The organism is Pseudolysobacter antarcticus, assembly GCF_004168365.1.
GTDB classification, from domain to species: Bacteria; Pseudomonadota; Gammaproteobacteria; order Xanthomonadales; family Rhodanobacteraceae; genus Pseudolysobacter; species Pseudolysobacter antarcticus.
Genome location: NZ_CP035704.1, coordinates 1,370,730 through 1,383,526 on the forward strand (window position 1 = coordinate 1,370,730; position 12,797 = coordinate 1,383,526).

Below are 12,797 nucleotides of genomic sequence, written 5' to 3' on the forward strand. Positions count from 1 at the left end.
GATCGCAGTGTTGGCGCGGTGGTCAGCTCGCGGGTTCTTATGAGTGATGAAAGGCCGCTTTCGACCCATTGCGGACGGTCGCGAGTGACTGCTATTCAGAAGTCTGTTGCAAGGGATTCTCACTCATGCGAACCGATGCTCGCGAACTTCGGCAAAGCTGATCGCAACAATTAAAGTCCGTAATAAGCATCTAAAGTCCGTAATGAAAATCGCACTAATTTTGTGCAAACTTGCTCTCCGTGGATCGATATCTGGCCGTTAGGACTAGTCGGTATCCGCCAACTCGCCGCAATCGATTCGCGCAGAATGTGTTTAGGGTCGATACGTTGACCCGCAGCGAACAGCGGATACAACACACTGTCTATTTCCGCGTAGGATTAAGCCACTTTAGCTCGATTTTTTCATTTCCGAATAAGCCGTGAAATGGTTCTGAAAGGCAGTCGCTGCGCGGTAGACGGCAGCTCAATTTTCGATGAAAACGTCGGCTCATTCCCACGTGAAAATCAACATATACTGGAATGATCAAGAACCCGAGGAGAGCTAACATGGACAGGAAAATGCGAATCATTCGGAAAAGTGAGCTCGGCGCGGGTAGCTCTTTAGCGTATGGGTGGACAATGTGGTTGGCTATAGGATTTGCCTCAGCGGGCGCGCCGGAGGTTCGTGCCGCGTCGTGCAACGGAGACACTCTTTTGGGGAGCGGATTTGAAACGATGGAGCGCGCGGATATCGCTCAGTCTGGACCGTTCCAAGTCGCCACGGTATCGGGAACGAGCACCCGTGCGGCACGCTCCACCCCTTGGACCGCGAGTTACCCGGTCGGCACCAGCCAGCGTCCGCTTGTTATTTTTGAGCCGGGGTACCACGTCACGTCGGCGGCGTATGCCGACTGGGCACACCATCTCACCAGCTGGGGCTATATTGTAATTCGCGCCGAGGGGCCGTCGGATTTTTTTCCGGACCATGTTGCAGTGGCACTAGACCTGCAGAAGGTCCTGACCGACCTCTTGGTCCCCGGCGCGCTGCCCGTCTCCGTAGCGTCGACGCGAATCGCGATGAGCGGACATGCCTTAGGCGGGAAGCTGGCGCTGATGGCGTCTGCCAGCGATGCGCGGGTCAAAACCATGCTTGTGTTCGATCCCAGTAATGCAAACAATGGCTCTTATTCTGTCCAAGTTCCGAACATCGTGCCGCAACCCGTTGCCGACATTGCCAAGCCGCTGGGAATTCTTGGCGAGACTCTCGACAGCGGACCGGGGCTGAATTCTTGCTCGCCTGCAGCGCAGAACTACCAGACAATATTCCAGGCAGCGATTTCCGCGCGGCCGGCTTACGAATGGACGCTTGGCGGGGCGGGAATCGCGAGCTTCATCTCGAATCCAGATGCGTGCGGCCAGTCCTGTAGTCTTTGCACCCAGCCCACTCTTTCACTCGCGCAGGCACAGACCTTCATGCTTTCGAGCTCCACCGCCTTCTTGGAGACGCATCTCAACGATTCCGTCGGGATGTGCGGGTGGCTTACTGGTAGCTTGCTTTCACCCTTCGTCACGCTGCGCATGTCGAACCCGAACTGAATTTGTGGCGTGCTGCGCCGTTGCGGCCGATCGCGCTTTAAGCGGCACGTCCGCCGCGTCTTCGCCTAGCAGAACATATAGGCGCCAACGTGACGGTCATTCGCCCAGTGGCGCCCTTCGCTCCCGGAACTTACGCGTCGCCATCGGCTGCCTCGGTGATTCTCTGGGGGCCGGACGGCCCCCATAACCTGCCCGTGGGCAGCGGCGTGATAACGCCCCGTTGCCAGGGCCGCTGCCGCGCACAATTGATTGGTGAACGCCTGCGCAGCGGACGTTGTCTCCAGCGGTGACCGCGAGACCAACAGCGGTGGGGCGATCAGCTATCTGGCGATAGTCGACAAGCGCATGACGAGTTCGTCTCAGGAAATGGCTACCAACGCCCCCTACGATGCGATGCCGGTCTTTCAGTAATGAAAATAGACGTTTCAAGGATGCCCCCAAGAATACGCAATTTTCTGCCTAAACCGGACACGCGCCGTGTTCTACGCTGTGAGCCTGGACACTTTCCATAAAACCCGGGATCGGCAACCCGTCACGCCAAGGAAAACCCAGCGTCCGCTCCTGGGCAATCCGCTTCGCGCTGCGACCGGCTGGTACTGGCCGAGAGCGGCCGGTCGTCGAATGATCCGTGGGATAAGGCGATCCAGAGCAGTGATGCTGATCACTGATTCCGGAAACACTGGTTATTATGGCCGCCGCATGTATGGGCGATTTTCGAATTTGCGCGCGGACGCGTTATGGCAAAGCTGAGTATTCGGATATTCTCAACGCCTTCATTCGCGCCAATCCCCAAGTTCCGTGAACAATACTGGCGAAACCAAAACCAATGTTCGACTGAGGCACGCAAATTTCGGTAGACGAAATACTGGCTTGCTGCTGGCGATATTTGGCTTCGGGCTAGCCAATTCTGCTGAGGCAATCACCCGCAACGTCGGCCCCGGCCAGAGTTATGCAACGCCGTGCGCTGCGATTGCCGCGGCGAGTGATGGCGATACGATCCAGATCGATGCTGCGGGCAGCTATAACGGCGACGTCTGCGCATGGACGAAAAATGCGTTGACGCTGAGAGGTATCAATGGCCGGCCGCATATTGACGCGGCGAATCAGAATGCACAGGGCAAGGCGATCTGGGTGATCGCGGGCAACGATACCGTAGTCGATAATATCGAATTCTCAGGCTGTCACGTGCCCGACGCCAACGGCGCCGGCATCCGCCAGGAAGGTGTGAATCTGACGGTGCGCCACGCCTATTTTCACGATAACGAAAACGGCATTCTTGCTGGCGACAAATCCGGCAGCACGATCATCATCGAGTCCAGCGAATTCGCGCACAACGGCGCCGGTGATGGCAAGTCGCACAACCTGTACATCAATCATGTCGACAAGTTGATTTTCCAATACAACTATTCGCACGGCGCGTATATCGGACACCTGCTGAAGTCCCGTGCGCTGCAGAACGAGATCTTGTACAACCGCCTCAGCGGCGATGCGAGCGGTAGCGAAAGTTACGAAATCAACTTGCCGAACGGTGGGCTTTCCTACGTGATCGGCAACCTCGTCGAGCAGCCGATAACTTCGCCAAATTCCGCGATGCTCGACTATCGCAGCGAGACCGATGGCATGAATGCGGACGATAGGCTTTTTGTCGTCAACAATACGTTTGTCAACGATAAAGGTGCCGGTATTTTTCTGCAGATTGCCGCGAGCACGGCCAGTGCGGTGATCGCCACGAATAATATTTTCTATGGTGGCGGCACGATCAGCAGCCAGCCGGGCACGCTGCTTTCGCACAATTATTCGGGCGGCAATCCGATGTTCGTGGATATCGGCAACGTCGACTATCGACTTCAGTCCGGCTCAGCGGCGATTGATGCCGGAATAGATCCCGGCAGCAGTGCAGAACGATCTCTGCTGCCGACGCAGGAATATGTTCAACCGACCGCGACACAGTTGCGACCGAGCAACGCCGCGTTCGACATCGGCGCTTATGAATTCGTGCCAGATCTAATTTTCTGCGACGGCTTTGAAGCAATAAAAACCTGCCACTAAAAACAACCCGCGCCGATGCATCGCATGGCGCGGGCGTGCGGCTTCAGGCTGCAACCGCCTCGGCAATTTCGGCCATGCGTGGGCCGCTGATCAGAGCCTGACGAATACCGCCGACGATCAGATCGATCTCGGCGCTGGTGATGCCGAAATGCGGCGTGAAGCGCAACGAATTGACACCGCCGTGGATCACGCCAAAACCGTGTTCGCGCAAGTACTCCTCGGTGCTGCCGGCGCCGTAGCATTTGTACTGCGGCGCGAGCTCGCACGACAGCAGCAAACCGGTGCCTTGCACCTTGGTAATCAAGCCGCCGAGCTCATTCTTCAGCACATTGAGTTTCTCGACGAACTCGTGGCCGCGCTGCGTGATGTTGGCGCGCAATGCCGGCGTGAGCGTTTGCAAGGTAGCGCAGGCGACGTCCATCGCGCGCGGGTTGGTGGTCATGGTGTTGCCGTAAATGCCCTTGCGATACAGCTCGGCGGTGCGCGGCGTGACGGCCAGCACCGACAACGGATATTGCCCGGCGTTGAGTGCCTTGGAATAGGTTTCCATATCGGGCGCATCGAATTTTTCGAAACCCGGATAATCGACAATCGACAGCACGCCATGTGCACGCAAACCGGCCTGGATCGAGTCAACCAGAAACAGGCTGCCATGCGCGCGCGTGAGTTCGCGTGCGGCGGCATAGAACTCCGGCGTGACCGCGCGGCCCGGATCGCCTTCGCCCATGACCGGTTCCAGAAACATCGCCTCGATGAACCAGCCATTTTTGTCGGCGTCGGCAAAGGCGGCGCGCAGTTGTTCGATATTGTACGGCTCGACGGTGATCAGCGAATCGTTGTTGCGATAGCTGCCGAGGTATTGCGCATAGGCCTTGCGGCTCGAATCGGAGTAGCGCGCCGGAGTTTCGGTGCGACCATGAAACGCGCCCTTGACCGCGAGCCGGCGCACGATCTTGCCAGCGTGGCGCGCACCTGGATCGGTCATGAGTTTGACGTTGACGTCGACCAGTCGGCTAGCGAGCGTGACCGCTTCGGAGCCGGAATTCAGGCACAGAAATTTGCTGAACGGACTACCGCCGCGCGTGTGGCCGAGTTCGCGCTTGAGCGCTTCAGTAAAACGCAGATGCGTGACGCTCGGTGTCATGATGTTGGCCATCACGTGCGGCTGGCTCATCGCGTCCAGCACGGCTTGCGGCGCATGGCCGAATCCGAGCATGCCGTAGCCACCGGAATCATGCAGCACCGCGCCTTTCAGTGTGACCACCCACGGCCCGCGCGCGGCCAGCGCGACATATGGGTTGATCGCATCGTCGGGATAAAAATTGATGAAGTCGGCCTGGATGCGCAGCAGCTGATCCTGCTCGTCGAGCTTGAGCAGTTCCGGCATTTCGATGACGAGCTTTTGCTGCGCCGCGAACGCTTCCTCGATGGCCTGCACCAGTTCCGGATACAGCCCGGCGAGACGTTCCACTGCCGCATCATCCAGACCGGTCGTGCGCACGGCACCGCCGCTGTTGCGCATTTGCTGAAGTTTCTGGATGAGTGCGTGCATGTGGTTTCTCCGGATAGTGAAACAGCGCCGCGATCCAGCTGCAGCGCCATTTTAGTGTTGATTGGGCAGGCAAAAACATCCCGCAAGCCGCAAGGATAACATGTGCCTATGGTCTGACGCAGGGGCCGCTTTATTGCCAGTGGATGGAACCACTTTGTTTTTCGTATGGCGCGAATACGGGCATCAGGCTGCGGCGAAACAGCTGACATCTGTCATGCGCAAGTCGTGATGCGCGCGACTGTGATCGATGCCGACTGTTGCTTAATCTGAGCGCCAGTCAACGGAGGTCTGCGATGAATAGATCCACTGAAACGATTGCCAGTTTGCGCGACGCCAGCAAACGCTATGGCAAGCAGCTCGCGCTGGATCAGGTCAATCTCGAATTGCGTCGTGGCGAAGTGCTGGCGTTGCTCGGTCCGAATGGCGCCGGCAAGACTACCGCTATTGCGCTGATGCTTGGCATTGCGCGTCCTGACAAAGGCGAGGCCACATTGTTCGGCGCCGCACCGGGCAGCCTTGATGCACGTCGACGCATTGGTGTGATGCTGCAGACTGATGGCGTTCCGGGCACCTTGAATGTGCTCGAACTGATCACGCTGTTTCGCAGCTATTATCCGCGGCCGCGCAGCGTCGCCGATATCGTTGCGCTGGCCGGTGTTGGCAGCTTGCTCAAGCATCGTTACGTGAGCTTGTCCGGTGGTCAGCAGCGACGCGTGCAATTTGCCTTGGCGATCGTTGGCAATCCGCAGGCACTGTTCCTCGACGAGCCGACTACCGGCCTGGATATCGAAGCGCGCGAAACCTTGTGGGCGACGATTCGGCAACTCGTCGGCGAAGGTTGTGCGTTGTTGCTGACCACGCATTATCTCGAAGAAGCCGAAGCGCTGGCGGATCGTGTCAGCGTGCTAGCGCATGGTCGCGTGATTGCCGATGGCAGTCTTGAGGAGATTCGCGCACGCGTCAGCGGCAAGCAGATTCGTTGCATATCTACCTTGTCCGAAACCTTGGTAGCGGGCTGGAGCGACGTGCGCGAAGTTCGCCGCAAAGGCGAGTGGCTGGAGATCACCACAGCGCAGCCCGAGCCGGTATTGCGCCAGCTGTTGTTCGAAGATACCCAGGTGCGCGAACTCGAAGTTCGCCGCGCCGGCCTGGCCGAAGCGTTTGTCGAAATCACCAAGGAGGCAGCGTGATGAATACTAGTCTGACTTTTCCGCGCGGCGCACTGATCGCAAGTTATGCATTAGAAGTGCGCTACGAATTCATACGGCTGTTGCGCACGCCGAGTTTCGCGGTGCCGACGCTGTTGTTCCCGGCTATGTTTTATGTGCTGTTCGGCGTGCTCATGGGCGGGCATTCCAGCGGCGATAATCCGATGGCACACTACCTGCTCGCGACGTATTGCGTGTTCGGCGTGATGGCGCCAGGTTTGTTCGGATTCGGCATCACCGTGGCGACGGAACGCGAGCGCGGCTGGCTTGCACTCAAACGTGTTGCGCCGATGCCGGCAGGCGCGTACCTCGGCGCAAAAATGCTCATGGCGATGTTGTTTGCTTTCCTGATCTTTGTGACGTTGGCGATCCTCAGCAGCAGTCTCGGCGGCGTGCGTTTATTGCCGATGCAGTGGCTGGGCCTGATGTTGCTCGCGGTGTTCGGCGTATTGCCGTTCTGCGCGCTGGGTCTGGTGGTTGGCAGTTACGCCAGTGCGCAAGCCGCGCCCGCGATCATCAATCTGATCTATCTGCCGATGGCGTTTCTATCGGGATTGTGGATGCCGCTGCGCATGCTGCCGAACCTGGTCGCGCAGATCGCGCCGCTGTGGCCGCCGTATCATTTGTCGCAACTCACCCTGAGCGTGATCGGGCAGGGCAGCGACGGTTTTCAGGCGATGCACGGTGCCGTGCTTGTCGTCATGACCGTGACCCTGTTCGTTATCGCCCAACGGCGTTTGCAGCGCGCGGGATGAGTGAGTTGCAGTGTTGTGTTGATCGGTTATCGATAAATGTTGGAGAAAAGAATATGTCATACCATCTGAAATTCCGCTTCGTGCTTGCCGTGTTGATGGGCATTGGATTTGCCGCGATGACGCCATGGATGCCGCACTCAACCGCGATGAAACATAGCCATACGCAAGTTGCTATCGCCGCAAATTTTTTCGTGTCCAAAATGAGCGGATTTGACGGCATCAAGAACGATGCTTTGGTCGGCACCGACACCATTGTTGCGCGCAGTCGCTAGATCGATAATTCTGTTTGTGTGACGCCACGGAGTCTGGATAAATGTTCATTATTTTCGAACCCACCGAAAATTCATTGATCTGCAGCCGTGAAGCCTATGGCGTAAATCAGCATGGTGATACGCGCTGGTTGCCGATCATGATGTTGATCTGGTCTTTCTGGATTTTCGCCACGCCGCTGGTCACGCCCGGCGATGTATTCCCGCACTGGTTGTGGCCGACCATCGCCAGTTTTTTTGCTTTTTTGTGGCTGTATTTTCGTGCGTATTATCGTGATCGCAGCCAGTTGCTGTGGCATACGCTGGGCATTGCGGCACTGGGTTTGCTGATCACGCCGTTCAATCCCGGCGCGAATGGTTACATCATTTATGCGTGTGCATTTCTGGCGTTTTGTGGTCGCACTCGTTTTGCGCTGCAGTGCATGTCCGGCCTGCTGCTGGCCTACAGTGCGGAATGGTCGCTGCTCGGATTCCCGCTAGTCTTTTTACTGAATACCGCCGTGCTCGGCATCGTGGTATGCGTCATGAACATCATGCTCGCGCGCAAGCATCAGCGTGATGCCGAACTCAAGCTCAGTCATGACGAAGTACGCCGTCTCGCCGCACTTGCCGAACGTGAGCGCATCGGGCGTGATCTGCACGATCTGCTCGGTCACACGTTATCGCTGATCACGCTGAAATCCGAGCTTGCCAATCGCTTGTGGGAGCGCGATCTGACTGCCGCGCGGCGCGAAGTGATCGATGTCGAAAGAGTCGCGCGCGATGCCTTGGCGCAGGTGCGTCGTGCCATCACCGGCATTCGCGCCGCCGGCCTCGTGCCTGAAGTCGCCGCGGCCAAACTCATGCTCGAATCGAGCAATGTGCATTTCGATTACCATCTCGTCGACTGCGCGTTACCCGCCGAAATCGAAACTGTATTGGCGATGGCCGCACGCGAGGCCGTGACGAATATCCAGCGTCACTCACGCGCCACGCAAGCGCGACTGCTGCTGGCTATCAATTCCGGCACGATAGAGTTGTCGATCAGCGATAACGGCCGCGGCGGCGCGATCGTTCCCGGCAACGGACTGGCCGGAATGCGCGAGCGTCTCGGCCTGATCGGCGCGAGTCTGAGCATCGAATCCTCGCGTGCGACCGGCACCACCTTGTGCGTGCGTCTGCCGTTGCCGCCGCCACCGCATACATCGATGGCGCAACACGGCTCACCCGTGATGACGCAAAGCGCGGCGTGAGATCGTCGCGAACGTTGAGTCCGCATGCGACGCTTGTTAGTGTGCGTGACATGAAAAATCGCAAAGCGAAATTCCGATGATCCGCGTCATCCTCGCAGAAGATCAGGCAATGGTGCGCGGCGCGTTGTCGGCACTGCTCAAACTCGAATCCGATCTCGACGTGATCGGCTGCGCCGCCGATGGTGAAGAAGCGTGGACTCTGGCGGCGCGCGAACTGCCAGACGTCGTTGTCACCGATATCGAAATGCCACGCCTTACCGGCCTCGAACTCGCGCAACGCATCCGCGATCGTGGCCTCGCCTGCAAGGTCGTGATCCTGACGACGTTCGCGCGTCCTGGTTATTTGCGTCGTGCGCTCGAAGCCGGCGTGTCGGGTTATTTGCTGAAAGATGCGCCGGCCGACCAGCTCGCCGAAGCACTGCGCAAAGTACATCGCGGCGGTCGCGCGATCGACCCACAACTCGCGCTCGAAGCGTGGTCCGGCGACGATCCGCTCAACGATCGCGAACGTCAGGTCCTGCGCTTCGCTGGTGAAGGCATGGTCGCCGCCGACATTGCCGAACAACTGCATCTGTCGCAAGGCACGGTGCGCAATTATTTGTCCGAAGCGATCGGCAAGCTCGGAGTATCGAATCGCATAGAGGCGTATCGTCTGGCGCGACAGAAAGGCTGGCTGTAGCGCAACGACATGTCTGCTGCGGCTGCGCAGCAACGTAAATTTTGTGGAGGAATCGGCGATAATCGCGAACCGCCATCGATCGCGCTCACCGTGAAAAAATCCGATTTCCATTTTGATCTGCCGCCCGAGCTGATCGCGCAAACGCCGTTGCCGCAACGCTCGGCGAGTCGTTTGCTGTGCGTTGATGTCCCGAAAGAAGAATTTACCGATCGCGCTTTTGGCGATCTCACGACGCTGCTGCGCCCCGGCGATCTGCTGGTGTTCAACGATACGCGCGTGCTGCCGGCGCGATTGTTCGGACGCAAGCAAAGCGGCGGGCGCGTGGAGATTTTGATCGAACGTGTGCTCGGCGGGAATCAGGCGCGTGCGCAACTTGGCGTGAGCAAGAAACCGAAACCCGATAGCGTGTTTCTGCTCGACGATGGCACGCCAGTGCGCGTGCTCGGCCGCGACGGCGAATTTTTTGTGCTGCAATTTGAAGGTGATGAGGCGCTAGAAACGCTGCTCGCACGCGTTGGCCGCATGCCGCTGCCACCGTACATCGAACGCGAGGCGGACAACGCCGATCTCGAACGCTACCAGACCGTGTTCGCACGCGAAGTCGGTGCGGTTGCGGCGCCGACCGCGGGGCTACATTTTGATCAAGCCTTGCTCGATGCCTTGAGTGCGCGCGGTGTGGATTTCGGTTATGTCACGCTGCATGTCGGCGCCGGTACGTTCCAGCCGATGCGCGCCGAGCGGCTGCAGGATCACGTGATGCATCGCGAATGGCTGAATGTCGGCGCGGCCTTGTGCGCAAAAATTGCGCAGACGCGCGCCGCGGGTGGCCGCGTGATTGCGGTCGGTACGACCGTGGTGCGTGCGCTCGAATCGGCGTCGCGCGATGGCACGGTTTTACCCTTCGCCGGCGAGACACAGATTTTCATTTTCCCGGGTTATCGCTTCAGCAGTATCGATGCGCTGATCACGAATTTCCATCTGCCCGAATCAACCCTGCTGATGCTGGTGTCGGCGTATGCCGGGCGCGATCTCATGCTTGCCGCGTACAAGCATGCGGTCGAGCAGCGTTATCGGTTTTTCTCTTACGGCGATGCGATGTTGATCTTGCCGGCGCAGAAAGCGGTGGCCTGAGAGTTTGCGTGCGCGATAGCGAGATTCGACTGCCAAAGTTGCAATACGTTTAGCCATGCGCGATCATGCATCGCAATTGCAACGCATCGGAAAGCTCATGAAAACTGCCACATTTCCGTCATTGCGCGTCGATGCGGCTTTGCGCCAAGCGGCGGAAGAAGTTTTGCTGGAAGGCGAAACTCTTTCGAGCTTTGTCGAGCAATCCGTGCGCGCGAATATCGAACGTCGCCAGTGGCAGGATGAGTTTGTGGCGCGTGGCCTTGCATCGCGCGACAAGGCGCGGCGCACGGGGTTGTATGTTTCATCTGCTACGGTGCTGAAAGGTCTGGCATCGAGATTGACCAAAGCCAAGTCGAAATAATCGGCATGTCTTTTCGGGTTCGTTTCACGGCGGACGCGCAGGCCGATCTGGCGCGGCTTTACGACTTTATCCTGCAGCGCGACGATGGCGATTGGTCTATTGCGGATGCGGCTCTCACAGCGGTCGGTCATGGCATCGGTCTGCTCGAAAACTCGCCATTCAGTTGTCGCAAGGCCACGCTCGAAAATTCATTCCTGCGCGAGTTGGTGATTGCATTCGGCGCCTCTGGTTATGTCGCGCTGTTTGAAATTGAAGATGCCAAAACCGTTACCGTACTAGCCGTACGTCATCAGCGCGAAGACGATTATTATTGATCATGCACACGATCAAAACGCGTGCTGAAACAACTCTATCCAACCCGGAAACACGTTAAATGAGTGGTATGCAATTTCAATTATTGGGCACCGATGGCGCCGCACGCCGCGGCCGCATCGACTTCGCGCGCGGGAGCATCGAAACACCTGCTTTCATGCCGGTCGGTACCTACGGTTCGGTCAAGGCGATGACGCCGCGCGATCTGGTCGAGATCGGTGCGGAGATCATTCTCGGCAATACTTTTCATCTGTTTCTGCGGCCCGGGCTGGATGTCGTCGGTGAGTTCGGCGGGCTGCATAAATTCATCGGCTGGAACAAGCCGATCCTCACCGACTCCGGCGGCTTCCAGGTTTTCAGCCTGGCCAAGCGACGCAAGATCAGCGAGGAGGGCGTGACGTTTGCATCGCCGGTCGATGGCTCGAAAGTTTTTCTGTCGCCGGAAGAATCGATGCGTATCCAGCGTGTGCTCGACTCGGATATCGCGATGATCTTCGACGAATGCACGCCATATCCGGCAACGCTGCAGCAGGCGTCCGATTCGATGGAGTTGTCGTTGCGCTGGGCTGAGCGCAGCAAACGCGCGCATGAAGGCAGTCGTAATTCGTTGTTCGGCATCGTCCAGGGCGGCGTGTATCCGGAGTTGCGCGAACGCTCGGCGAAGGCGCTGATCGATATCGGTTTTGATGGTTACGCGATCGGTGGTCTTGCGGTCGGCGAGCCCGAAGAAGAACGCAATCACACCCTTGAAACCACCTTGCCGCTGATGCCGCAAGACAAACCGCGTTACCTGATGGGCGTCGGTCGGCCTGAGGATATTGTCGAGGCGGTGCGGCGCGGCATCGACATGTTCGATTGCGTGATGCCAAGCCGCAATGCGCGCAACGGTCATCTGTTCACACGTCACGGTGTGCTGCGCATCCGCAACGCCAAATACACTCTCGATACGCGCCCGATCGACGAGGCCTGTGCGTGTTACACCTGCCGTAGCGGTTTCTCGCGCGCTTATCTGCGCCACCTCGATCGCTGCAACGAGATGCTCGCGCCGCAACTCTGCACTATCCACAACCTATTTTATTATCAGGAGCTGATGTCCGGCCTGCGTGCAGCGATTGCCGATGGCCGTCTGGCAGATTTTGTCGCCGCGTTTTATGCCGGACAGCAGGCCGGCGTGGACTAGCGCTGCGCCTGACTCGCACTTCGGCGCCTTGCCATGCCATAATCCGGCCCCTTTTGCTGTACGCCGCCAACCATAGGGGATGGTGCGCGCCAGAACCTTATCGAGAGCCTTATGGATTTTCTGATTTCCAATGCGTATGCCCAGGCAGCGGGCGGCGCGGCCACAAATCCACTGCTTCAATTTGCCCCGCTGGTTATTCTTTTCGGCATCTTTTATTTCATGCTGATCCGCCCGCAGATGAAGCGCGCCAAGGAACAACGCACTATGGTCGCGGCGTTGGCCAAGGGCGATGAAGTGATCACGACGGGCGGCCTGCTGGGGCGCATCGACGACATCAGCGAATCGTTTATCACGCTCGAAGTGGCGCCGAATGTGAAGTTGAAATTGCAGAAAGGCGCGGTCACTACGGTGTTGCCCAAGGGCACGCTGAAATCCGCCTGAGTTTGTCGGCGAGGCCTGAAACGCATTGATCTAACTGCTGCGGTTGTCCGCGGC

Annotated in this window: 13 protein-coding genes; 12 read left to right on the forward strand and 1 reads right to left on the reverse strand. The window is 58.2% G+C overall.

Features of this window, described 5'->3' with window-relative positions:
- Positions 1 to 713: 713 nt before the first annotated feature.
- Together ELE36_RS05870 and ELE36_RS05875 are read left to right on the forward strand one after the other, a co-directional pair.
- On the forward strand, positions 714 to 1,574 hold the full coding sequence (locus tag ELE36_RS05870) for a poly(ethylene terephthalate) hydrolase family protein (RefSeq protein WP_165371493.1): 861 nt from the start codon (positions 714 to 716) through the stop codon (positions 1,572 to 1,574).
- A gap of 870 nt (positions 1,575 to 2,444) precedes the next feature.
- Complete coding sequence (locus tag ELE36_RS05875) at positions 2,445 to 3,623, forward strand: right-handed parallel beta-helix repeat-containing protein (protein ID WP_129832186.1); 1,179 nt, start codon at positions 2,445 to 2,447, stop codon at positions 3,621 to 3,623.
- Positions 3,624 to 3,666: 43 nt separating this feature from the next.
- On the opposite strand, the gene ELE36_RS05880 is transcribed toward ELE36_RS05875, so the two are convergent.
- Positions 3,667 to 5,175 carry an aminotransferase class III-fold pyridoxal phosphate-dependent enzyme gene (locus tag ELE36_RS05880; RefSeq protein WP_129832187.1) on the reverse strand — a complete coding sequence of 503 codons (1,509 nt, stop codon included), beginning with the start codon at positions 5,173 to 5,175 and terminating at the stop codon, positions 3,667 to 3,669.
- A 293-nt stretch (positions 5,176 to 5,468) separates the two neighbouring features.
- Between ELE36_RS05880 and ELE36_RS05885 the strand changes: the two genes are divergently transcribed.
- The 10 genes from ELE36_RS05885 (at position 5,469) to yajC (ending at position 12,743) form a co-directional block, all read left to right on the forward strand.
- Entirely contained in the window at positions 5,469 to 6,365 is an 897-nt protein-coding gene (locus ELE36_RS05885) for an ABC transporter ATP-binding protein (RefSeq protein WP_129832188.1), read from the forward strand.
- Positions 6,365 to 7,138, forward strand: a complete 774-nt coding sequence (locus ELE36_RS05890; RefSeq protein WP_129832189.1) for an ABC transporter permease — start codon at positions 6,365 to 6,367, stop codon at positions 7,136 to 7,138. Before ELE36_RS05885 ends, ELE36_RS05890 begins: the two co-directional genes overlap by 1 nt.
- Positions 7,135 to 7,410: a hypothetical protein gene (locus tag ELE36_RS05895; protein ID WP_129832190.1), complete on the forward strand. Its 276-nt coding sequence runs from the start codon at positions 7,135 to 7,137 to the stop codon at positions 7,408 to 7,410. The genes ELE36_RS05890 and ELE36_RS05895 overlap by 4 nt, the downstream gene beginning before the upstream one ends.
- A gap of 41 nt (positions 7,411 to 7,451) precedes the next feature.
- Entirely contained in the window at positions 7,452 to 8,639 is a 1,188-nt protein-coding gene (locus ELE36_RS05900) for a sensor histidine kinase (RefSeq protein ID WP_129832191.1), read from the forward strand.
- Positions 8,640 to 8,715: 76 nt separating this feature from the next.
- On the forward strand, positions 8,716 to 9,318 hold the full coding sequence (locus tag ELE36_RS05905) for a response regulator transcription factor (RefSeq protein WP_129832192.1): 603 nt from the start codon (positions 8,716 to 8,718) through the stop codon (positions 9,316 to 9,318).
- A 9-nt stretch (positions 9,319 to 9,327) separates the two neighbouring features.
- Positions 9,328 to 10,449 carry a tRNA preQ1(34) S-adenosylmethionine ribosyltransferase-isomerase QueA gene (queA, locus tag ELE36_RS05910; protein ID WP_207215873.1) on the forward strand — a complete coding sequence of 374 codons (1,122 nt, stop codon included), beginning with the start codon at positions 9,328 to 9,330 and terminating at the stop codon, positions 10,447 to 10,449.
- A 97-nt stretch (positions 10,450 to 10,546) separates the two neighbouring features.
- Positions 10,547 to 10,810, forward strand: coding sequence for a YlcI/YnfO family protein (locus ELE36_RS05915; RefSeq protein ID WP_165371494.1), 264 nt, complete (start codon positions 10,547 to 10,549; stop codon positions 10,808 to 10,810).
- A 5-nt stretch (positions 10,811 to 10,815) separates the two neighbouring features.
- On the forward strand, positions 10,816 to 11,124 hold the full coding sequence (locus ELE36_RS05920) for a type II toxin-antitoxin system RelE/ParE family toxin (RefSeq protein ID WP_129832194.1): 309 nt from the start codon (positions 10,816 to 10,818) through the stop codon (positions 11,122 to 11,124).
- A gap of 68 nt (positions 11,125 to 11,192) precedes the next feature.
- Entirely contained in the window at positions 11,193 to 12,302 is a 1,110-nt protein-coding gene (gene tgt / locus ELE36_RS05925; RefSeq protein WP_425480907.1) for a tRNA guanosine(34) transglycosylase Tgt, read from the forward strand.
- Positions 12,303 to 12,413: 111 nt separating this feature from the next.
- Positions 12,414 to 12,743, forward strand: coding sequence for a preprotein translocase subunit YajC (gene yajC / locus ELE36_RS05930; protein WP_129832196.1), 330 nt, complete (start codon positions 12,414 to 12,416; stop codon positions 12,741 to 12,743).
- Positions 12,744 to 12,797: the final 54 nt, after the last annotated feature.